The organism is Streptomyces sp. NPDC001348 (genome assembly GCF_053597535.1).
Window position 1 is genome coordinate 26888 of the sequence record NZ_JBSFIK010000058.1, and the last position, 21878, is coordinate 48765.

Here is a 21878-nt window from a genome sequence, read left to right on the forward strand (position 1 = left end):
GTTGCCCGACGGCCGACAGACGTGATCCGCCACCGCACGGCCGAGCGTGTCTTCGGTATCGGCCAGGCCACACCATCGTCCCCCCCCGGACGTCACCGCTCGCTGTGTGCCCTTCTCACCAGCGACTGTGCAGAGAGAACGGATCATCATGCGTATTGCAGCGCCCGGCGCTCGGACATCTGCCGCCGCGTCCGCGGGACGGCTCGCCGTCAAGGTCCCGGAAATCACGGCCCTGTTCTGGGTCGTCAAGATCCTCACCACCGGGATGGGCGAGACCTTCTCGGATTTCCTTGTCGGCCACCTGAATCCGGGACTCGCCCTGGGCTCGGGCGCGACCGCGTTGGCGATCGCGTTGATCGTCCAGTTCCGCAGCGACCGCTACCACCTCTGGATCTACTGGTCGGCCGTGACCATGGTGGCCGTCTTCGGCACCATGGTGGCCGACGCCCTCACCTTCCTGGTCGGGCTTCCGTACCCGGTGACGACGGTGGGGTTCTCGATCGTGCTGGCCGTCATCTTCGTCCGGTGGTACGCCCGGGAGAAGACCCTGGATGTGCACAGCATCACCACGCCGCGCCGGGAACGCTTCTACTGGTCGATGGTGACGGCCACCTTCGTCCTCGGCACCGTCGCCGGCGATCTGACAGCGGACATGCTGCACCTGGGGTACCTGGGTTCGATCGTGGTGTTCGCCATCGCCATCGCAGTCCCGGCCGCCGCGCACCGCTGGGCGGGGCTGGGCACCGTTACCGCGTTCTGGTCGGCCTACGTCATCACCCGCCCGCTCGGCGCGTCGATCACCGACTGGCTGTCCTCGTCCCGTCAGGACGGCCTGGGCCTGGGGTTCGGCTGGGTCAGCCTCGGCGCGACGATCGTCATCGTCGCGCTGCTCGGACTGCTGACGACGCGCGGCGACCGCCCGGCCGCCGGCCTGCGCTCCGACGCCGTCCGCCCCGGCGAGGCGGACGCATCGATGTAGGTGTCCATCGTGGTGGTGACGACGTGCCGTCGCGGTCGGTCGCGCGCCGGAAGGAACTCGGCATGGAGATGGCGGCGCCGCAGGAGCACCGTGGACCGGAAAGGGGGCAGGACCGTCGTGCATCACCACCGTAACGAAATGATCTGCTTCCTTGTGCGGGCCGCGTCCACGCCCGTGAAGTGGGCTGATGCACTTTCCGACAGCAGGCGGTCCGTTCTTCCGCTACTTGCGCATGTGGCACGCCGTGGCGGCCTCCCTCGTAGTGGTGGCGGTGCTGGCGTTCCTCGTCCTTCGGCCGTCCGGCGGCGCGCGTGCGGTCCCCAACAGCCCCTGCCGGGCCGTCGATTCGGCCCGCGAGGCCACGGCCGCGACCCCCGACCTCGACGGGGACGGCTTCGTCGATCTGGTGCACGAGATCTCCGAGACGGAGAACTTCGACCTGTTCGTCGTGCCCGGTTCCGAGCACGGTCCTGACCCCGACCACACGACCGTCTTCGCCCACGACGACCTCGGTGTGCCGCACGACGTCCAGACGGGTGACGACCCGTTGCAGCCCACGGTCGCCGACCTGGATGAGGACGGCCATGCCGACCTCGTCGTGAGCGGCGCCGCCCGGGTCCTGTGGGGAGGCCCCAAGGGCCCGCGGGTCGGCGGAGCGCACGGGCGTGTGCCACTACCGGGCAGCGGATACAGCACCGCGCCGGTCGCCGGCGACTTCCACGGGGACAGCCACACCGACCTCGCGGTGTTCAGGGACTCGAACGAGGTTCGGGAACTGGTTGTCCTCAAGGGTCCGTTCAAGCGCTCCGGCGCCCCGGTCAGGACCGTGGAGATCCCCAGCCCGGTCCACGAGGGCGCGTCACCCGTGCTGGTCGCCGGGGACGCGAACGACGACCGCGCCACCGATCTCGCGCTCTACAACTCTCCGTGGGATCCGCCCCTGCTGTTCACAGGCGGCGCCCGTACCGCCGACGGCCTGAGCAAGGAACCCGAGCGGCTGCCGGAGGGCGAGAACATCGTCTTCGGCGACTTCGACGGCGACGGGCGCCAGGACATCGCCATCGGTCGGAGCTTCGTCGACAGCTACGACGAGGTCGACACACCCCACCGGCGCGGCCAGGTCAGCGTCCGCTACGGGAAGGAGCCGGGGAAGTGGGTCACCATGGACGGCGGCGACTTCAAGGAGGGCTTCGGCACCAGGCTCGCCGTCGGGGACTTCAACGGCGATGGCTGCGACGACCTGGCCGTACAGCTCACCAAGAAGAAGGAGGCGGGGGACGCGCGGATCGAGGTGCTGCGGGGCGGCTCCGAGCACGGGCTCGGATCGAAGCCCTGGCGCTCGACCAAGCGGTCCGTGCCGGGTGACGACAGCCCCGACGGCGGCACGCTCTTCGCCGTCCACGACTGGGACGGCGACGGCCGCGCGGAACTGACCCTTCTCGGCGAGGACAGGTGGTGGATCACCGACGGCACGGGCCGCGACGAGGCATCGTTCCCGGTCGCCCCCAGCAAGGATCAAGGTTCGTAGGCACCTGCCTGCTGCCCCGGGCACGTCGTTCCGGGCCCCGTAACCACGAGCCACCGGCGACCTGCTCGACGCCTGCCCGGCCGAGCCGAGGCACCGCGAAGACGCGCCACTCGACAAGCGGATAACGCTCCCCTGATGGACACCGCCCGGACCGTCGCCGGGTCAGTGCGAGCTGGCGGGGACGGGCGAGAGTCGGTAGCCGCCCTCATGGGAAACGACGCGGCCGGCCGTGGGCGGTGCGAAGTGGGTGCCCAGGACGAGGGTGTCCGTGTCGGCGAGTGAGGCGATCAGCTGCAGGCGCGAGGTCTCGGACTGCTCTGGGTCGATGTCGACGCAGGCGCCGATGGCCGGGTGGGCGAGCTGGACGGGGTGGTGGATGCAGTCGCCGGTGATCAGAGCCGTCCGGCCGTGGCTGGTCAGCTCAACGGCGACGTGGCCGGGGGTGTGGCCGGAGGTGGGGAGCAGGCGCAGGCCGGGGGCTACGTCGAGTCCCTCGGCGGGCACGTCGACGAGGTCGAGCAGTCCCGCCTCCTCGACCGGGATCACGGAGTCGCGGAACATCTGCTCGCGTGCCTCGTCCATGTCGTACCCGGCCCAGAACTCCCGCTCGGTGCGGGAGGTCAGGTAACGGGCGTGGGGGAAGGTGGGCACCCAATCACCATCCACCTCGCGTGTGTTCCAGCCGACGTGGTCGGCGTGCAGGTGGGTGAGGATCACCAGGTCGACCGAATCCGGGGGGAATCCGGCGACGGCCAGGCGCTGCAGGTAGTCGGTATCCAGGCCATGCCAGGCGGGATTGGCCCGCTCCTTGCCGTTGCCGATGCCGGTGTCGACCAGGATGCGCAGGCCGCCGAGGATGAACGCGAAGCTGTGGCTGTCGATGCGGAGGGTGCCCTCGTCGTCGGCGAAGTGGGGACGCAGCCAGTCCTGCGCGGCGACGAGGTCCGGGGTGGCGTCGGGCAGCAGCCACGGCCCGGTGGCGGGCGGCAGGAGGACCTCGTCGATGCGGTGGACGGTGACGTCGCCCACGGTCCAGGAGGGGGCGGCGGTCAGGTCGGTGGCCGGGTGGTTGTGGTGGGCAGTGCTCATGATCGTTCTGTCCTCTGGGTCTCGTTACGGAAGGTCGTTGTGCGCGTGGTGGACCGTCCTGCCCCTTGACACGGTGAGTGCGGCCAGGGCCGCGACGGCGAGCAGGGCGGCGGCGATGGCATAGGCATGGGCGGCGGTGCGCAGCCCGTAGTCCTGGGTGGCGGCGCCCGCGGCGATGGCGGGCAGGCTCATGGAAAGGTAGCTAAGGACGTAGTAGGCGGCCAGGGTCGCGGCACGGTCCTGCGCGTCCAGGGAGGCGAGTGTCATGCGCAGCGCCCCTTGGGAGACGGCGCCGAAGGCGATCCCGGCCAGAGCCGCGCCGCCGTAGACGGCGGGCAGGCCGGCGCCGTGCAGACCGCTCAGCGTCAGGGCCGCGGCGGGTACGACGGCCAGGCTGCCGCCGGTGGCGGCGGCGTACGGCGCCGTGCGTCGCAGAATCCACACGGTGACCGTGGCCGCGGCGGTCAGCGTGAAGAAGACCATGCCGCCGGCCGCCTGCGGGGCACCGGGGGCCACCAGGCGCACGAGCGCCGGCCCGAGGGAGGAGTAGAAGCCGCCCAGGGCCCAGACGGCGACGACACCGGTACCGGCCGCCAGCAGAGCGCGACGCGCCGACGGGGGCACGGCGAGCTCAGGACGCAGCGAACTCAGGGCGCCGGGGTGCGGGCGGGCCGTCTCCGTCGTGAACATGACCGCGACTGCCTGGGCGGCGAAGAGGACCGCGAGCACAACGTACACGGTGACCGTGGGGGCGGGCACGAAACGGATGAAAAGGGTGGAGGCCAGGACGCCGGCGGCCATGCCCGCCACCGGGGCGATGCTGTTGGTCAGGGCGGACCGGCCCGGACACCGGGGGTTTTCCAGGTCGAGGAGGGCCGCGCCGGCGGCGCTGGCGGCCGCGCCGGTGGCCGCCCCCTGCAAGACGCGGGCGGCGGTCAGTGCACCGGCGCCGTCCGCCGAGGCCAGCAGCACCATGGAGGCGGCCTCCACCGCCAGGGCGCCCACCAGGACGGGGCGTCGTCCCAGGTGGTCGGAGAGTGCTCCGGTGGTGAGCAGGGCCAGCAGCAGGGTCAGAGCGTAGGCGCTGAACACCACGGTGATGGCGAGCGCGGACAGGTGCCAGGCGTCCTGGTAATGGGGGTAGAGCGGTGTGGGCGCACTGGATGCCGCGAGGAGACCGGCCAGGATCGAGGCGTTCAGGACGAAGGGCGCGGCGCGGCTGGTCGTGCGGCTGCGCGCGGCTTGGCAACGGTGTGGTGCGGGTGCTCGTGGTGTGACGGTGGGCATGGGACTCCTCGGCTAAACGCTATTGGTTTGCTTTAAGTCACCGTAGGTCCTACGGTGGACTAACGCAAACGCTTAGCTTTTGGAGCTGGAGGATGTGCTTCGTCGCTCCAGCTGCGAGGAGAGAGAAGTCCATGACCGCCGTAGAGCTCACCCCGCCCGAAGCGGCCTGCTGGGCCGCCCGCGCCGGGCTCCCGCTGCCTGCCGCCCGCCATGCCGCGGTCGCGGCCACCGCCCACCACATCCACTCCGTCGTCTCGGTCCTGCGGGAGCTGGACTTCGGGGACACCCCGCCCGCCCCCGCCTACCGCGCGGGACAGGAGAAGCACGATGCAGCCGTATGAACTGTCCCTGACCGCAGCCGCCGACGTGATCGAGGCCCGGGAGCTGTCCCCCGTCGAGCTGGTGGACTCCGTGCTTCAGCGCATCGCGCAGATGGAGCCGCACCTTCAGGCATACGTCACCGTCACCGCCGAGCGCACCCGCACTGCCGCGCGTGAAGCCGCACACGACATCGCGGCCGGCCGTTATCGCGGTCCGCTGCACGGCATCCCGATGGGCCTGAAGGACCTGGTCGACGTCGCCGGCGAAGCCACCTCGGCCGGCTCCCAGGTCAGGGCCGACCACCGAGCGCAGACCGACAGCACGGTCGCCGCGCGCCTGGCGGAGGCCGGTGCGGTCCTGCTGGGCAAGACGCATACGCACGAGTTCGCCTATGGCCTGACCACCCCACAGACCCACAACGCCTGGGACACAGGCCGGGTTGCCGGCGGATCCAGCGGCGGGTCCGCCGTTGCCGTCGCCGCGGGCATGGCCACCTTCGCCCTGGGCACCGACACCGGCGGATCCATCAGGGTGCCCGCCGCGCTCAACGGGGTCGTCGGCCTCAAGCCGACCTACGGGCTCGTCCCCCGGCACGGTGTCACGACCCTGTCCTGGTCACTGGACCACGTCGGCCCGATCGCCCGCACGGTCGAGGACGCGGCCCTGGTCCTGGCCGCCCTGGCCGGGCACGACCCCCGTGACCCCGCCTCCCTGACCACACCCGCCACGGACTACCGGCCGGACGCGGGCACGGACCTGACGGGGCTGCGGGTCGGCGTACCGCGCACCTACTACTTCGACCAGGTCGCCCCCGAGGTCGAGGCCGCCGTCCGGCGTGCCATCGACCAGCTTCAGGCGCTCGGCGCACGCCTCGTCGAGGTGGAGATCCCCATGACGCGCTACATCCAGGCCACGCAGTGGGGTCTGATGGTGCCCGAGGCCACCGCCTACCACGAGGCGACCCTGCGCACGGTCCCCGAGCTCTACCAGGACGACGTCCGCGTCCTCCTCGAGGCCGGCGAACTGATGCCCGCCGGAGACTACCTGCGCGCCCAGCGCTCCCGCACCCTCATGCGGCAGGAATGGGCCCGCATGCTCACGGAGGTCGACGTGATCGCCGCCCCCACCGTCCCGGCGACCGCCGTCAGGGCCGGCCAGGAAACGATCACCTGGGCCGACGGCACCGTCGAGGGCGTCTCCGACGCCTACGTGCGCCTGTCGTCGCCCGCCAACATCACCGGAGTACCGTCCCTGTCCATACCGGTCGGCCACGACACGGCGGGGCTGCCGATCGGCATGCAGCTGCTCGGGCGACCGCTCCAGGAGAGCGTGCTCCTACGGGTCGGCCACGCCTACGAGCAGACCCAGCCCGCCCACGACCTCGCACACGCTGCGTGAACGAAGGACGGGACCCGGCAGCATCGCATGGGCAGGGTGAGTGCCCGACGGCTGTGCCACAGCCGTCGGGCACTCACCCGCTCTCGACGACACAGCCTGCGCGGGCGTTCCCCGAAAGTGCCCGAGCGGTGACGGCGCCGAGGGCGATGGAGCGGACAGACCGCACCGCGCATCCCGCAGCGCGGAAGGACGACCAGCCCAGCGCCTGGACGACGTCTTTTGTGAGCACGAGGGGACGGATCACGCCCGCGCCACGAAGGTCTCCTCCCTGCGGGCGTGCACCGAGGCGGCGCTGAACCACACGACTCGCAGCGAGAGAGGCCGTCGAACGGTGGCCCAGCGGGTCACTAGACGCAATGATTTCGCTTTAAGGTGGGTTCCATGAGCAGGCAGATGGTACGCCCCGGTGGGCGCAGCGCCCGGGTCCAGGCATCGGTGCACGCCGCCGTGCGCGAACTCGCCTCGGAGGTGGGCCGCGACGCCCTGACGGTACCGATGATCGCCCAGCGCGCGGGTGTGACACCGTCGACGATCTACCGCCGCTGGGGGGATCTGCAGGAGCTGTTGTCGGACGTGGCGGTCGAGCGTCTGCGGCCCGAGACCGCGCCCGGGGACCACGGTGCCCTGTCGTCCGACCTGACGGCCTGGGCCGAGCAGTTCCTCGACGAGATGTCCTCCCCCGCCGGCCGCGCCTACATCCGTGACGCCCTGCTCGGCGACCCGGACGGCAGCAACGCCGGCCAGTGCTCGGCCTACGCCGCAGAACAGATCGACGTCATCCTCACCCGTGCGACAGAACGCGGGGAGAAGACGCCGGACGTCGAAACGGTCATCGACGGCGTCGTCGCCCCGCTGATGTACCGCATCCTCTTCCGCCCGGACGGACTCGACGCCGCGTACGCGCGTCGGCTCGTGACAGCGGTCCTCGGCCCGACCGGCCGATGACCCCGGCCCTCTCCTCGGGTGGAGTGGCCGGTCTGGAAGCCGGATTGCGTCAGCTGTCCGCTGCGGCGTCGGCCTCCTCGGGACTGGCGGAGAGCCGGTAGAAAGCGGCGGCGTTGTCCCAGAGCACGGCGTCGAGGTGTTCCTCGCTGACCGTCTCGGCGATGAGGTCGAAGTCCTCGTCCACGAAGGGACGGCGAGCGCGGGTAGAGGGCAGGTCGGTGCCGACCGTCAGCGCGGCGGGGTCGGTCCTCACGATGGCGGTCATGACGTCGGCTGGGTCGAGGTCGACGCGCCCGAACCCCGTGGCCTTGACCTTCACGCCTTGTCAGTGGCGCGACGCGGCTCCTGAGCCCACAGAGATCTCGAAACCCCTTGAGGCTGTCGCGGACGAGAGCTTCCGGGCGACGGTGGCGGAGGTCTCTGAGCGCTCCACGATGTTGTGCGAGCCCTGGGCGTACGGCGCTTACGGGTGCAGGTGGTTCCGCGTCACTCCGGAGAACGCAGCCGAACTGGCCGGACTCATGCGGCCACGCTGATTGGTCTGCGTGGCTACCGAGCCGGAGGTGCTGCCCAGGCCTGAGCCGCTGGAGGATGACTTCACTGCATTCGTGGCCCCGCTGCTGCCGGGCGAGTTGGCTTACCGGGCCTACCCCGGTGGCGCCGATGCACTCTCCGAAGTGACGGGTGAGGGTTTCTCACTCATGCTGGCGGACAGAGTGATGGGCGAGTGGTGTGCCGTGGTACCGGACTCGGACGGGGTGAACAGGGCACAGTGGGAGAGCCCAGGACCGTGATCCGATGGCTGAGGCGCTGAACCGAAACCTCCGCAGGACGGGAGAGGCGAGGTGGCGGACACGCCGTCGGTTGATCAGGTGGCGAGCCGCAGATGCAGGCGCTCGGCTGGGGTTTCCAGTCGAGCGTTGCGCGTCTGCGTCTTGGTTCGGCAGGCCGTCCGGGCTGCGTTTCTGATCTTGTGCCTGTGGACGGCTGCCCCGCCGAGCCCGGCCTGTCATCCGACCTGCCTGACAAACGAAACGACACCAAGGAGCTCAATTCCAGTAATCGGCGATCAGTCGTTGACCTCCGCACTGTGGGTTTGGAGACTGGCCTGTCCGTCGGGGGGTGTCTTGTAGGCACCATTGCCCACGCTGATCCACCGTCCCCGCGGGGCAGCCTGGAGAGTGATGCGGCCCCCGAACACCCCTCGGCACTTCTGAGTAGTCGTCAGGAAAGTCAGCAATCGGTCAGCGTGAGTCCTCAAACACCCGGCGACAGCTGACCACACATGCGAAACGTTGTAGCCTCCGAACATCGCCCTTGACCTGCAGAAGCAGGCAGGGAGCAGGGCGAATCGGGAGTTTCTTCATGTTTCGTACAATGTTCAAGTCCAAGATCTAGCGTTTGGGTGTTTCCGCAGGTCAGAGCCCTGATCGCGGCCTCCAAGTCAGCTAAAGGTCAGCATCAGGCCGGGCGGTGTCCGGCTTGCTGACCTGCACCTACGACAGGGGCCTCCTGCGCCGCCCATCGCCCTGCTCGGAAGGCTTGATGCGTGGCTCGACAGCTCGCTCGTGGGATGGGGTCGTTCTTCAAGGAGTGCGGTTGTTCCAGGCCGACCCGTTGCCCGCACCCGTACACGATTCGGTTCCGGGACACTCTCGGCAAGCAGCGTGAAGAGGCCGGTTACGACAGCAGGACGACGCTATCGAACGTCTCACGCAGATCTGCCTGGACACCGGCCTCTGGGAAGCAGCCTGATTCCGCGGACTCATCGGAACAGCAGGTTCTTCGTCTGCTGGTTGTGCACCTGCCCACGCGGCTTTCGCCAGGACGAAGAAGGGTTGCAGGCCCAGGGCAAGAGCCGCCGGTACGCGTATGGTCCGGATCTTGGTCGTGGGTCGGTCAAGGCGGCGTGCGGCCACTCCGGCGGGCGCCGAAACTGAGGTGATGTATCGGGGGGCACACACGCTCGTGCACACGGGTCCGGACGGGATTCCAGGTCTGTAAAACGAGCTCCCTCGGGGAAATGCCAGCGGGTTGAAGCGCTCTGCCCCGGCAGGATTCGAACCTGCGACACCCGCTTGAAGAGTGGGATCGAATCCTTGCCGGGAGGTCGACGCTGCCTCGTGGTGCCGTTTCACCTGGTCAGCACCAATGAGGCTTCTTGCTCGACCCTGCTGTTTACGCCTCGTGTCGGACGGTCCGCTCCCGCATCGCTCACGCACGAGGAGGGAGAACTGCAGACCGGAAGCCGCTTCATGACGTCCGGCGCGGTGACGTCAGGGCTGGTCACGGCCAGATGGACTTCAGCTTCCACGCCTGCATGTGGTCGAGGGTGGCGGTGCCGCCTTCGGCGAAGGCGCCGACACCCGTGCTGGACGGGTCCGGGAAGATCTGGTGGGTGAGGGTGACCTGTTCGCCACGGCTGTTCTGGGCGTAGACCTCGACGGAGGAGGCGTCGACGAGGACATGCAGGCTCAGTCGGCCGCCGTCGAGCGCGAGGGGGGCGCGCTGGACGCCGGAGAAGGTGGGGTCGAAGTCGGTCGCACCGGAGGCGGTGCGGTCGATGTAGACCTCGCCGGTGGCGGTGTCGTAGCCGATGCGGGTGCGTTGCCCGCCGCCGGTGCGGACGTCCAGGCCGAAGCGGTCGGCGTTGCCGGCGGTGAGGTCGGCCTGGAGCTCCTGGCTGCTGCCGTGCACCGCGAGCGGGGGCGTGGTGTTCGTGACCCGCGTGCTCGGCACCCGGGTGCGTGCGCCGCGCAGGGTGGTCAGTTCACCGACCGGCTGCTGGATCAGCTGGACCTTGCCGTTCACGGTCTTCAGGGAGAGCTGGCGGGGGAAGGAGTCGGCGCTGCGCCACGGGCCGGTGGGGATGGCCTGCCCGTAGTTCCAGTTGTTCATCCAGGCGATCATGACGCGGCGGCCGCCGGGTGCGTCGGTCCACGTGTTGGCGGCGTAGAAGTCGGCGCCGTAGTCGAGCCAGTGGGCGCGCTGGGTGGTGTTCAAGGCGGGCTTGTCGGCGGTGGTGAACTGGTCGGCGAGGACGTGTCCCCAGCCGCCGGAGTTGGCGTCCACGATCTGGATCTGGGCCTTCTTGCCCTTGTAGGCCATGGTGTTGAAGGAGGCCCAGTCGAGGTTCTCGGAGTCGGCGCCGGTGGCACTCTGGACGACCTTGCCGTCGACCAGCAGGTTGACACCGGTCTCGATGGAGGGGGGCTTCGCCTGAGTGTCGGAGAGGACGACCTGGTCGAGGTTGAGGTGGCCCCAGCCGCCCGTGTTGTCGTCCACGACCTTGATCTGAGCCTGCTTGCCCTGCAGGTCGGACAGGTCCCACGACGTCCAGTTCAGGGCTTCGCCGTTGGATCCGGTGACCGAGCGCACCACCTTGCCGTCCACAACGAGCTCCACCACGGTGGGGGCGTCGGAGCTCGCGGGGTGATATCCGCCGCCGATGAGGAAATCGAGGTACTTCTTGTCGATGGTGAACGTCGGGGATGTGAGGGCGCCGGTGGAGGCGTCGCCGTTCAGGAAGCTGTTGACCAGGCCGTTGCCGAGGTAGCCGGTGACCTGGCCCTGATTGGGGAGGGTGCCCTGAGCCGGTCCACTGCCGAAGGCGTCCCCGGTCGCCGTCCAGTCGCCTATCGGGCTGGTGTACGTGCTGCCCTCGAAGTCGGCGAGCGTTTCACCGGTGGGTGCCGGCTGATCGCCCAGGACGGAGCCGGGTTGGTACGGGTGGTTGCCGCCGCCGACCTTGAAGTTGATGTAGTTGCCGCTCACCGTGAACTCGGGTGAGGTCAGCGTGCCGGTGGAGGCGTCGCCGCCGTGGAAACTGTTGGCGAAGGCCTTGCCGTCGATGCCGGTGACCTCCGACTGCCAGTCCACCGCCCCGGTCGCCGGCGCGCTGCCGAACGCGTCACCGGTGGCCTTCCAGTCGCCGAACGAGCCGGACTCGAAGTCCTGCATGACGGTGCCGCTCGGCGGGGTGTACGTGGTGCCGGTGTCGTCGGAGGTGAACTTCTTGCCGTCGAAGTCGCCGACGAAGTACTGGGCGCCGGAGCCGCCCGCGATGCCGCCCGGGTTGAGGTTGACGGCCAGCACCCACTTCGTCTTCTTGGTGTTGCTGTCGACCGGGAGCGGGAACAGGTCCGGGCACTCCCACACCCCGCCGGTGGCGCCGGCCGGGCCGAAGTCGCTCTGGTGGGTCCAGTGCTTGAGGTCGGCGGAGCTGTAGAAGGCGATCTTGTGCTGGTCGGCGAGGGAGACCGCCATCAGCCAGCGCTGCGTGGGGGCGTACCAGAAGACCTTCGGGTCGCGGAAGTTGTTCGAGCCGATGTCGAGCACCGGGTTGTCTTCGTACTTGGTCCAGGTGGTGCCGCCGTCGGTGCTGTAGGCAAGGGCCTGCTGCTGCTTGCCGGAGGCTTTCTGCGCGCTGGTGTAGACGGCGACGAGCGGCGGGTTCTTCTTCGTGCCGAAGCCGGTGGTGTTGTTCCTGTCCAGCACCACGCTGCCGGAGAAGATCATCTCTTGGTCGTCCTGGGGGATGGCGACCGGGAGCTGCTTCCAGTGCACGAGGTCGGTACTGACCGCGTGGCCCCAGGACATGTTGCCCCAGCTGTTGCCGGACGGGTTGTACTGGAAGAACAGGTGGTACCTGCCCTTGTAGTAGATCAGGCCGTTGGGGTCGTTCATCCAGTTCTGGGCCGGGGTGAAGTGGAACTGGGGGCGGTACCGCTCGTGGTAGAGCGTGTCGGCCGTGGCGGGAGAGGCGGCGACCAGGCCGAGCCCGGACAGGACGGCCAGCGCGGCCAGGAGTCTGCGGCGCGGACGAAGGGTTCTGGACATGGCTCTCCTTGCAGGCGTGTGGCTTCGGCTCAGCCGTCGGTACTGACGCGTGACGCGTGACGAGTGACGAGTGACGAGTGCGGGTACGGGCGGCGGCTCGGCCGTGTGCTCGTCCAAGGCCACGGGCGAGCCCGGCTGTGGGCGCAGCGCGGCACCGGTAGCTCCAGCCAAGGGCTGGAAACGTTTCGCCGAACGTACGGGCAACATGTCGCCGAAGTCCAGACCCTGTGCGGGAAACTCCCGAATGCGAGGATGAGGACGGCTGCACGGTGTCAGTGATCTTCGGGAGAAAGCGTGTCCAGCGAGCAGAACTCCACAGGTCGGCGACCGGCGACCATGCGCGACGTCGCGACCATGGCCGGCGTGGGGATCGCCACGGTCTCGCGGGTCGTCAACGGCAAGCCCGTCACCCCTGACCTGGCAGAACGGGTGACGCGCGCCGCCGAGCAGCTCGGCTACCACCACGACCTGACGGCCAGCAGCCTGCGCCGGGCCGACCGCCGCACCCACACCCTCGCCCTGGTCCTGGAAGACGCGGCCAACCCCTTCTCCGCCGCCCTGCACCGCGTGGTGGAGGACGCCGCCGCCGAGCACGGCATGCTGCTCCTGGCCGGGTCCACCGACGAGGACCCGGTCCGGGAACGCAGACTGCTGAAGACCTTCACCGCGCGCCGGGTCGACGGCCTCATCGTGGTACCCACCGGACAGAACGACACCGACCTCGACGCGGCCCGCCGCGCCGGCACACCCGTCGTCTGCGTGGACCGCCGCACCACCGCGCCGCAGGTGGACACCGTGACGGTGGACAACCGCGCCGGGGTGCGGGAGGCGGTGAGGAAGCTGCACGAGTCAGGCCACCGGCGCATCGCCTTCCTCGGCGACCTCCGCTCGATCTGGACCGCCGAAGAGCGCTACGCCGGGTTCGTGGAGGGGCATGCCGAGGTGGGCTGCGTCCTGCACCCCTCTCTCGTGAGGCGCGGCCTGCACGGTCCGGAAGCCGCCAGTGAGGCCACCCGCGAACTCCTGTCCCTCGGCCACGCGCCCACCGCTTTTGTCTCAGGCCAGAACCTCCTCACCGTCGGGGCCCGCCGGGCCCTGCAGGACCTTGAGCTGCAGCGTCGCGTGGCGCTGATCGGCTTCGACGACCTGCCCCTCGCCGATTTGCTCGAACCCGGCATCTCGGTGATCGCCCAGGGCCACGCCGCCATCGGCCGGGAGGCCGCGAGCCTGCTTTTCGACCGACTCGCCGGCGAGGACGGCCCCGCCCGTCACCGGGTACTGCCCACCCGCTACCTCGCCCGGGGGTCCGGCGAACTCCCCGCTCCCGAAGACGGCTGACGACTTCCGCGTAAACGAGTTGTTTCCGGTGTGTTGACGGGGCGAGCCCCTCGGTGCTTCACTGCCGGAACCGGTACCGAAACCGGTTCCGGCACCGATTCCGGTACCGGTTCCACCGATCTCTGTACGATCGGCCCTTCGGTGCGGGAGAACGTCTTCCGCCTCTGCGTGGAGTGAGAGGAGGTGGCATGGGAGTCACCATCGCCGACGTGGCCGCCCGGGCCGGCGTCAGCAAGACGACGGTCTCACGCGTGCTGAACAGCAAGGGCGAGATCAACGAGAACACCGTCCTGAAGGTCCGCAAGGCGATATCGGAGCTCGGCTATGTGCCGAGCGCCGGTGCGGTCGGCCTCGCCCGCGGCACGACGCAGATGATCGGCATGCTGGTCCCTGACCTGGCCTGGGCCTGGTCAGGCATCGTGCAGGCGGTCATCGAGACGCTGGAGACCGAGGGCTTCGGACTGCGCATGCTGACCTGGAACCACGGTGAGGAGTCACTGCGCCGCCTGGGTCTGCAGGTCGCTGCCAAGTCGTTCGACGGTCTGCTGGTGATAGAGCCCGAGGGCGCCATGGGGTACATCACGGAACTGCACGAAGCAGGGCTGCCGGTCGTGCTGATAGACGACCGCTTCCAGCGGCCGGGGTTCCCCTACGTGGCCACCACCAACCGGGAGGGGGGTGCGCAGGCGGCGCGGCACCTCCTGGAAATCGGGCGCCGTCGCCCTCTGGTCGTGACCGGCCCCGATGCGTTCGGCTGTACCCGGGAACGGCTGGGCGGCTTCGTCGATGTCTATGCGGAAGCCGGGATCGAGATCGACCAACGCAGCATCATCTGCGGTGACTTCCAGTTCGAACGCTGCCGGAGCGCGATCGCAGGCGCTCTCGCGGACGGCCTGGAGTTCGACTCGGTCTTCGCACACAACGACCCCTCGGCGGCCGGCGTGCTCACCGCCCTGCACGAGGCCGGCCTGTGGATTCCGCAGGATGTCGCCGTGGTGGGCTTCGACGACGTCGAGATGGCCTCGTACACCTATCCGGCACTGACCACCATCCGCCAGCCCATGCGGGAGATGGGTGCGGCGGCGGCGCGTCTGCTGCTCGACCACGTGCGCGGAGTGCCGCAGGCGGCCCCGTCGTGCGTCATTCCCACCAGTCTCGTGGTCCGCGGCTCGACGTTACGGCCGAGCCCGAACTGACGCCATGCCATCGCGATGCGTACGGCGTCGGCGCGAACCGTCCGTCTCCGCCGCTCCTGCCCAGCCCCGCAGGCGGAGACGGACTCCCTCCCGACACGGAACTGACCCCACCGGACCTCGCGCAGGCCGGTAGGCCGTCCAGCTCAACCTGAAGCCGGTGCACGCACCGGCACGACCGGCCCATTCGTCCTTCGGCCGGCCTCACCACCCTGCACGCGCAACCGCCGAGGTGCCCTTTCCCTCTGCACCTCCCCGACCCGGCACACCGAGCGACACGCCTGGCCCACCCCCGCCCGGCCGATACCGCTCCGGGACCAACGCTCCAGCCGCGACCTGCGGCTGACCGCCGATGCCGCTGTCACCGCCGACGGTCGCCCTCTCGCGGGCCGGCCCATCCGGGCGCCCGCCCGTTCCTTCTATTCCATACGCCGCCCCCCCACGCCTGTTTCGCTCAATGGCAAGGAGCCGCACCATGCGTACCCCTACTCGTCACACCGTCAGAACTGTTCAGGTCCTGTGCGTCACCGTCACGGCGGCCCTGGTGGCCACCGGCTGCGGCCGCAGCGCCGACTCCGGGCCCGGCGCGGACGCCCCCGCGAAGCTGGGCAGCGGCAAGGCCACCGGCAAGGTCGTCATGTGGTCCATGGGTGATCCTGACAAGTCCCTTCAGAGCCTGGCCAAGAAGTTCGAGGAGCAGAACCCCGGCGCGAAGGTCCAGATCACCCCGGTGCCCTGGGCCTCCGCCCACGACAAGCTGACCACCGCCATCGCCGGCGGCAACACACCCGACATGTCCGTGATCGGCACCACCTGGATGGCCGAGATGGCTGGCATGAACGGCTTCCAGGCCACCCCGACGTCGATCAAGTCGTCAGACTTCTACCCGGGTCAGTGGGACACCACGAAGTACAAGGACACCTCCTACGGCGTCCCGTTCATCGCCGACACCCAGGCGGTCTACTACCGCAGCGACCTCACGGCGAAGGCCGGTATCAAGGGCGCCCCGGCAAGTGACTGGGCCGGTTACCTGAAGGATCTGAAGGCCATCCAGGCCACCGCAGGCAAGCAGAACCCGAAGCTGCGCTACGCCAGCGGGCTGTCGATCGGCTTCAACTCCTGGATCTTCCTGCTGCCGCTGGTCTGGCAGCAGGGCGGCGACATCTACGACCCGAGCACCAAGAAGTTCACCTTCGACTCGCCGGCGGTCGCCAAGGCGCTGGAGTACTACGCGAGCGTCCCGAAGGAGGGATTGGCGCCGACCGACAAGACGGACAGCCTGCAGGCTTTCCAGGACGGACAGATCGCCGTCTACAAGGACGGCGCGTGGGTCAGCGGCAGCCTCCGCAAGGACGCCGCGAAGCTGGACAGCAAGTGGAAGACCATGCCGCTGCCGAAGGGCAAGCAGGCCGCCGGGTTCGCCGGCGGCAGCGACCTGGCGGTGTTCAAGGACGCCAAGAACTCCGACGCGGCCTGGAAGTTCGCCGAGTTCCTCACCGAACCCGCCAACCTCGCCGCCTACGCGAAGGCAACGGGCTCCCTTCCCGCCACGCCGGGGGCGTGGGACGAGGGGAAGCTGAGCGACGACGCGGCGATGCAGGCGTTCGCCGAGCAGCTCAAGGTCAGCAAGGCGCCGCCCGCCATCACCACCTGGCAGCAGGTCGCCGACGCCATTGACTCCGAACTGGAGAGGCTGAGCCTGGGCAAGGCCACCGTGGCCCAGGCGCAGCAGGACCTGCAGTCCAAGGCCACCAGCATCGGCACGGGCCGCTGAACGGCCGCCACGTGAGCACCCCTCGTAGGGACGGATGACATCCATGTCCACGAAAACGCTCCCTGGGCGGGGCGACACCCGCGAACCGAGCACCGCACGGCCCGACAGGCATGCCGGCCGCCGGCGACTCGCCCTCCGCAGCACTGCGCGCGGCAGGCAGACGCGGGCCGCGTGGATCCTCGCGGGCCCGTTCCTCGCCCTGTTCCTGGTGTTCATGCTGTTGCCGGTCGTCTGGTCGCTGCTGATGAGCCTGACCGACACACAGAGCGCCGATCTGCGGACCCCGTTGAACGTGTCGTTCACCGGCTTCGACACCTATGTACGGCTGTTTGAGGACGCGCAGTTCGTTCATGCGCTGCGCAACACGGCCGTGTTCGTCCTGGTGGGGCTGCCGCTGACGCTGGCCACCGGGCTGGCCGCGGCGGTCGCCCTCAACAGCGGCATCGGCCGCTTCCGGGCCGTCTTCCGAGTCGGCTTCTACCTCCCGGTGATCACCAGCGTCGTGGCCATCGCCGTGGTGTGGAAGACGCTGCTGGAGCCGCGGGCGGGACTGGTGAACACCGTTCTGGGCTGGTTCGGGATCGACGGCCCGGCATGGCTGGCGGACACCCGGTTCGCTCTCCCCGTCATGATCGTGATGGCGGTGTGGCGCAACCTCGGCACCGTCATGATCATCATGCTGGCGGGTCTGCAGTCCGTGCCGCAGTCCCTGATGGAGGCGGCCGAACTCGACGGTGCCGGGGCCTGGCAGCGGTTCTGGCGGGTCACCTTTCCGCTCCTGCGTCCGGCCCTGCTGCTGACCGCGGTCACGACCGGCATCGGCTATCTGCAGTTCTTCGACGAGCCGTTCGTGATGACCGACGGCGGACCGCTGGACTCCACCCTGTCCGCCACGATGTACGCCTACAACCAGTTCGGCAACGGCAACTACAACGTTGCATCGGCCGCCGGTTACGTCGTCTTCGTCCTCATCATCGCACTGACCGTGCTGCAGTTCCGCGTGCTGCGAGACAAGGACTGATACCCCATGAGCACTCTCTCCGCCCCTCGGACGGCCGGGCCGGGCACGGACCGGACTCTGCGGCGGCGTCGCATCCGGCAGAAATGGGGCCATCCCTGGCTGTATCTGCCGCTGTTCGGCTGCCTGCTGCTGATGGTCGCGCCGTTTTTGTGGATGCTCTCCGGCTCCTTCAAGCCCGAGGCGGACATCCGCAAGGTGCCGCCTGTCCTGATCCCCACCGCGCCCACGCTGGCCAGCTACCGGCAGCTGTTCAGCAGCCTGGACTTCACGACCATGTTCGCCAACTCGGTGATCGTGGCCCTGGCCGTGACCGCGGGCAACCTGCTGTTCTGCTCCATGCTCGGCTACGCCCTGGCCAAGCTGGACTTCCCCGGCCGACGTGCCGTATTCAGCCTGGTCATCGGCACCCTGATGGTGCCGGGCCTGGTCACCTTCGTACCCCTGTACGTCCTGGTGGCCAACATGAAACTGACCGGTTCGCTGCTCGGGCTGATCCTGCCGTTCCTGGCGGGCCCGTTCGGGGTGTTCCTGATGCGGCAGTTCATCTCCACCCTGCCCGATGAACTGATCGACGCCGCCCGCGTAGACGGCTGCCGTGAGCTGACCATCTACTGGAAGATCATCCTGCCCCTGGCCAGGCCGGCCCTGGCCACGCTGGGGATCATCACCTTCCTGGGCTCCTGGAACAACTTCCTGTGGCCCCTGGTCGTGGCCCAGAACGCGGACCAGTACACCCTCCCCGTCGGCCTCGCCCTGGCCAGCAGCGGACAGGACTTCACCCGCTTCGGCGTCCTCCTCGCCGGCGCCGTCATCGTCCTGCTCCCCGTGATGGTCGTCTTCCTGCTCTTCCAGCGCCACTTCGTCGCCGGCATCGCCACCACCGGCCTGAAGTGACCTCCCCCGCCTACCCCCGTCACCTCTCCGACCTGTGACGACTCATGACTTGGAGAACCTAGTGGGACACCCGGTCCGCTCTGCCGTGTACCTGGATCCGGACGCGTCCGTGGAAACGAGAACCGAGGACTTGCTGTCCCGAATGACCTTGCAGGAGAAGGTCGGGCAGTTGCTGATGCTCGACGCACAACACGGGGACCTCGAGGACATCGTGTCGGCCAAGCTGGCCGGCTCAGTTCTGCATGTGACTCCCGAACGGATGCCCGAGGCCATGGAACGGGCCCAGCGGACGCGGCTCGGCATCCCGCTGCTGACAGCCGACGACTGCATCCACGGTCACTCGTTCTGGCCGGGCGCGACCATCTTCCCGACCCAGCTGGGCATGGCCTGCACCTGGGATCCCTCTTTGCTCCACCGGGTCGCCCGTGCGTCCGCGATCGAGATCTCGACGACCGGGATCCACGGGACGTTCTCCCCGGTGCTGTGCATCACCCGGGACCTGCGCTGGGGCCGGATCAACGAGACGTTCGGCGAGGACCCGTACCTGATAGGCGAGTTGGGGGCCGCGATGGTGCGCGGTTATCAGGGTGAGGGTCTCGGCGACCCGACCGCCGTGCTGGCGTACGCCAAGCACTTCGCGGGCTACTCCGAGACCCTGGGCGGCCGCGACGCCAGCGAAGCGGATCTCAGCCCGCGCAAGCTGCGCTCGTGGTTCCTGCCCCCGTTCGAGCAAGCGGCCCGGGCCGGCTGCCGCGGCTTCATGCTGGGCTACCAGTCGATCGACGGGGTGCCCATCACCGCCAACGAATGGCTGATCAACGAGGTACTCAAGGGCGAGTGGGGCTTCACCGGCACGCTGGTGACCGACTGGGACAACGTCGGCCGGATGGTCTACGACCAGCGGACCTGCGCCGACTACGCCGAGGCGGCGGCGGTCGCCGTCAACTCCGGGAACGACCTGATCATGGCCACGCCCGCGTTCTTCGAGGGCGCCCAGGAGGCGGTCTCCCGCGGCCTGGTCGACGAGAAGCAGATCGACGACGCGGTACGGCGGGTGCTGCGGCTGAAGTTCGAACTCGGGCTCTTCGAGGACCCCCGTGCCCCCGACCCCGTGCGGCAGGCGCAGGTGATCGGCTGCCGCGAGCACGCCGACCTCAACCTCGAGACCGCCCGCCGTTCCCTCGTACTGCTGCGCAACGAGGGGATCCTGCCCCTCGAAGGCGGGCTGACCGCGGACGGAACCGGTCGCGCCACAGGCCAGGGCACGCCACGCACGATCGCGGTCATCGGCCCCAACGCCGACAGCCCGGAGGCCATGCTCGGCGACTGGGCGGGTGCCACCGGCCAGGTGCCGTGGATGCCCGAAGGACATCCACGCGAGTTGGTGGAGACGGTGCTGGACGGCCTGCGCGCCGTCGTCCCCGCCGACTGGACCGTCACACACGCCCGCGGAGCCGACATCGAAAGCCCCGCCTTCGACCCCGACCAGTGGGTCGCCGGGCCCGACGGCCAGCCGCAGCCGCCCGTGTTCCTCCCCGCCCCGGTCGATGAGGTACAGCTTCGGGAGGCCACCACCGCTGCCGAGGCCGCGGACTACGCCGTCGTGGTCGTGGGGGACACCATTGCCCTCACGGGCGAGGTGCGCTCCACGGCCACCCTCGACCTCCAGGGAGGCCAGATGGCACTGCTGGACGCGGTCGCCGCCACCGGCACGCCCATGATCGTCGTTCTCGCCCAGTCCAAGCCGAGCACTCTCCCCGACTCGGCACTGAACGCTCCAGCGCTGATCGAGGCGTTCAACCCGGGCATGCGCGGCGGCCGCGCCATCGCCGAACTCCTCCTCGGACTCGTCGAACCCAGCGGCCGGCTCCCGGTCTCCTTCGCCCGCCACGTCGGGCAGCAACCCGTCTTCTACAACCAGGTGCGGGGCCAGCACGGTGACCGCTACGCGGACCTCACCCAGGACCCCCTGTTCGCGTTCGGTGAGGGCCTGAGCTACACCACCGTCACCTACTCCGACCTCACCGTGCACGAGGACGAGGTCTCCGCTGACGGCACCGTCACCGCCACGGTACGGCTCACCAACAGCGGCAGCCGTCCGGCCCTGGAAACCGTCCAGGCGTACGTCAGCGACCTGACCACCAGCGTCACCTGGGCCGAGCAGGAGTTGAAGGCGTTCGCCCAGGCCGAAGTCCCTCCCGGCGAAACCGTGGACGTCGGCATCAGCATCCCTGCCGGACACTGCTCCCTCGTCACCGCCGACAACCGCCGTGTGGTCGAACCAGGCGAGTTCATGCTCCGCGTCGGCCCCAGCTCACGGCGGGAGCAACAGCTCAGCGCAGGATTCCACATCCGGGCCTGAACGCCGTTTGCAGGCGTGCGAAAGCCGCTCGAAGCTCCCGCCCAGCCGATCCCTGACCCGGCTGGGCGGGCCCCTCTGAACCACCGAAAGGCACGCGTGTGTCCACCATGCCCCGCGATGTGCACTTCCCCGTGGCGCACCTGCGCCCGCCCCGCAACTGGGTCAACGACCCCAACGGGCTGGTCTTCCACGACGGCCACTTCCACGTCTCTTACCAGTACAACCCGTACGGGGCGACCCACGCGAACATGCACTGGGGCCACTTCCGCAGCCCCGACCTGCTGAGCTGGGAGCCGCTGCCGATCGCGCTGTCCCCGACGCCCGGTGGCGTGGACGGCGATGGCTGCTTCTCCGGCAACGCCGTCTCCGACAGCGACCGGCTCGTCGCCTTCTACTCCGCGCACCTCGTGGCGCGTTCCCCCCAGCACCAGCCGGTCACCTGTGCCGTCTCCCACGACGGCGGCCGGACCTTCAGCGCGCGGGGTGAACTGCTCATCCCCGGGCTGCCCGAGGGCTGCACCATGTACCGCGACCCGTACGTCTGGCGGGACGGTGACGGCTGGCGGATGCTGGTCGGCGCCGCTCTCGCCGACGGCCGCGCCGCCACCTTCCTGTACGACTCACCCGATCTGGAGACCTGGGCCTACCGAGGGCCCTTCGTGGCCCGTCATCCGGAGCCCGTCGGCGGCACCGAGGAGCTCACCGGCGATGGCTGGGAATGCCCCCAGTACCTCCCGGCAGCCGGCGGACAGGCCGCCCTCATCTTCAGTACCTGGACCGAACCCACTGGTCCGATGCGCGTCGCAGCCCTGATCGGAGAAGAGCACGACGGCCACTTCAAGGCAGGCGCACCGGTGTGGGTGGACCACGGCCCGGACTGCTATGCACCTGCCCTGCTGCGTGCACCTGG

The 21878-nt window shown here is 69.3% G+C and carries 16 protein-coding genes and 1 pseudogene; 13 read left to right on the forward strand and 4 right to left on the reverse strand.

All coding sequences use genetic code 11. From position 1 onward, the window contains the following. Nucleotides 1-148 precede the first annotated feature (148 nt). Both ACWC21_RS37985 and ACWC21_RS37990 read left to right on the forward strand, forming a co-directional pair. Nucleotides 149-979, forward strand: coding sequence for a COG4705 family protein (locus ACWC21_RS37985; protein ID WP_450888887.1), 831 nt, complete (start codon nt 149-151; stop codon nt 977-979). Between the two features lie 187 nt (nt 980-1166). Beyond that, nucleotides 1167-2507 (forward strand): FG-GAP repeat domain-containing protein, encoded by a 1341-nt coding sequence (locus tag ACWC21_RS37990; protein ID WP_450888889.1) that lies wholly within the window; start codon nt 1167-1169, stop codon nt 2505-2507. Nucleotides 2508-2669: 162 nt separating this feature from the next. Here ACWC21_RS37990 and ACWC21_RS37995 read toward each other — a convergent pair whose 3' ends face one another. Continuing rightward, complete coding sequence (locus ACWC21_RS37995; RefSeq protein WP_450888890.1) at nt 2670-3596, reverse strand: MBL fold metallo-hydrolase; 927 nt, start codon at nt 3594-3596, stop codon at nt 2670-2672. A 24-nt stretch (nt 3597-3620) separates the two neighbouring features. Beyond that, nucleotides 3621-4883 carry an MFS transporter gene (locus tag ACWC21_RS38000; protein WP_450888892.1) on the reverse strand — a complete coding sequence of 421 codons (1263 nt, stop codon included), beginning with the start codon at nt 4881-4883 and terminating at the stop codon, nt 3621-3623. A 131-nt stretch (nt 4884-5014) separates the two neighbouring features. On the opposite strand from ACWC21_RS38000, the gene ACWC21_RS38005 reads away from it, so the two are divergent. From ACWC21_RS38005 to ACWC21_RS38015, 3 genes are all read left to right on the forward strand, one after another. Then, a complete protein-coding gene (locus tag ACWC21_RS38005) occupies nt 5015-5224 on the forward strand; it encodes a hypothetical protein (RefSeq protein ID WP_450888894.1) in 210 nt (69 codons plus the stop codon). Next, a complete protein-coding gene (locus ACWC21_RS38010) occupies nt 5211-6602 on the forward strand; it encodes an amidase (protein ID WP_450888896.1) in 1392 nt (463 codons plus the stop codon). Before ACWC21_RS38005 ends, ACWC21_RS38010 begins: the two co-directional genes overlap by 14 nt. A gap of 381 nt (nt 6603-6983) precedes the next feature. Then, a complete protein-coding gene (locus ACWC21_RS38015; RefSeq protein WP_450888898.1) occupies nt 6984-7547 on the forward strand; it encodes a TetR/AcrR family transcriptional regulator in 564 nt (187 codons plus the stop codon). Between the two features lie 49 nt (nt 7548-7596). Here ACWC21_RS38015 and ACWC21_RS38020 read toward each other — a convergent pair whose 3' ends face one another. Next, nucleotides 7597-7866 carry a hypothetical protein gene (locus ACWC21_RS38020; RefSeq protein WP_450888899.1) on the reverse strand — a complete coding sequence of 90 codons (270 nt, stop codon included), beginning with the start codon at nt 7864-7866 and terminating at the stop codon, nt 7597-7599. A gap of 1254 nt (nt 7867-9120) precedes the next feature. Between ACWC21_RS38020 and ACWC21_RS38025 the strand changes: the two are divergent. Further along, a pseudogene (locus ACWC21_RS38025) lies at nt 9121-9269 on the forward strand (tyrosine-type recombinase/integrase); the annotation flags it as partial. Between the two features lie 564 nt (nt 9270-9833). Here the strand turns inward: ACWC21_RS38025 and ACWC21_RS38030 are convergent. Further along, complete coding sequence (locus tag ACWC21_RS38030) at nt 9834-12386, reverse strand: GH32 C-terminal domain-containing protein (RefSeq protein ID WP_450888901.1); 2553 nt, start codon at nt 12384-12386, stop codon at nt 9834-9836. Between the two features lie 294 nt (nt 12387-12680). On the opposite strand from ACWC21_RS38030, the gene ACWC21_RS38035 reads away from it, so the two are divergent. The 7 genes from ACWC21_RS38035 to ACWC21_RS38065 form a co-directional block, all read left to right on the forward strand. Next, nucleotides 12681-13724, forward strand: a complete 1044-nt coding sequence (locus tag ACWC21_RS38035; protein WP_450888902.1) for a LacI family DNA-binding transcriptional regulator — start codon at nt 12681-12683, stop codon at nt 13722-13724. 188 nt (nt 13725-13912) lie between these two features. Further along, nucleotides 13913-14920: a LacI family DNA-binding transcriptional regulator gene (locus ACWC21_RS38040; RefSeq protein ID WP_450888903.1), complete on the forward strand. Its 1008-nt coding sequence runs from the start codon at nt 13913-13915 to the stop codon at nt 14918-14920. Nucleotides 14921-15392: 472 nt separating this feature from the next. After that, entirely contained in the window at nt 15393-16691 is a 1299-nt protein-coding gene (locus ACWC21_RS38045) for an extracellular solute-binding protein (protein WP_450888905.1), read from the forward strand. Nucleotides 16692-16725: 34 nt separating this feature from the next. Next, nucleotides 16726-17712: a carbohydrate ABC transporter permease gene (locus ACWC21_RS38050; protein ID WP_450888906.1), complete on the forward strand. Its 987-nt coding sequence runs from the start codon at nt 16726-16728 to the stop codon at nt 17710-17712. Nucleotides 17713-17718: 6 nt separating this feature from the next. Then, nucleotides 17719-18606 (forward strand): carbohydrate ABC transporter permease, encoded by an 888-nt coding sequence (locus ACWC21_RS38055; protein WP_450888908.1) that lies wholly within the window; start codon nt 17719-17721, stop codon nt 18604-18606. A 61-nt stretch (nt 18607-18667) separates the two neighbouring features. Continuing rightward, nucleotides 18668-20968: a glycoside hydrolase family 3 N-terminal domain-containing protein gene (locus tag ACWC21_RS38060; protein ID WP_450888909.1), complete on the forward strand. Its 2301-nt coding sequence runs from the start codon at nt 18668-18670 to the stop codon at nt 20966-20968. A 107-nt stretch (nt 20969-21075) separates the two neighbouring features. Beyond that, nucleotides 21076-21878 (forward strand): glycoside hydrolase family 32 protein (locus ACWC21_RS38065; protein ID WP_450888913.1); only part of this gene is annotated, 803 nt, incomplete at its 3' end.

Bases quoted from the DNA above. Each gene is read 5' to 3' on its own strand.
- ACWC21_RS38050 (WP_450888906.1), top strand. From the start codon at position 16,726: ATGACATCCATGTCCACGAAAACGCTCCCTGGGCGGGGCGACACCCGC.
- ACWC21_RS38005 (WP_450888894.1), top strand. From the start codon at position 5,015: ATGACCGCCGTAGAGCTCACCCCGCCCGAAGCGGCCTGCTGGGCCGCC.
- ACWC21_RS38000 (WP_450888892.1), bottom strand. From the start codon at position 4,883: ATGCCCACCGTCACACCACGAGCACCCGCACCACACCGTTGCCAAGCC.
- ACWC21_RS37995 (WP_450888890.1), bottom strand. From the start codon at position 3,596: ATGAGCACTGCCCACCACAACCACCCGGCCACCGACCTGACCGCCGCC.
- ACWC21_RS37990 (WP_450888889.1), top strand. From the start codon at position 1,167: ATGCACTTTCCGACAGCAGGCGGTCCGTTCTTCCGCTACTTGCGCATG.
- ACWC21_RS38010 (WP_450888896.1), top strand. From the start codon at position 5,211: ATGCAGCCGTATGAACTGTCCCTGACCGCAGCCGCCGACGTGATCGAG.
- ACWC21_RS38015 (WP_450888898.1), top strand. From the start codon at position 6,984: ATGAGCAGGCAGATGGTACGCCCCGGTGGGCGCAGCGCCCGGGTCCAG.
- ACWC21_RS38040 (WP_450888903.1), top strand. From the start codon at position 13,913: ATGGGAGTCACCATCGCCGACGTGGCCGCCCGGGCCGGCGTCAGCAAG.
- ACWC21_RS38055 (WP_450888908.1), top strand. From the start codon at position 17,719: ATGAGCACTCTCTCCGCCCCTCGGACGGCCGGGCCGGGCACGGACCGG.
- ACWC21_RS38030 (WP_450888901.1), bottom strand. From the start codon at position 12,386: ATGTCCAGAACCCTTCGTCCGCGCCGCAGACTCCTGGCCGCGCTGGCC.
- ACWC21_RS37985 (WP_450888887.1), top strand. From the start codon at position 149: ATGCGTATTGCAGCGCCCGGCGCTCGGACATCTGCCGCCGCGTCCGCG.
- ACWC21_RS38045 (WP_450888905.1), top strand. From the start codon at position 15,393: ATGCGTACCCCTACTCGTCACACCGTCAGAACTGTTCAGGTCCTGTGC.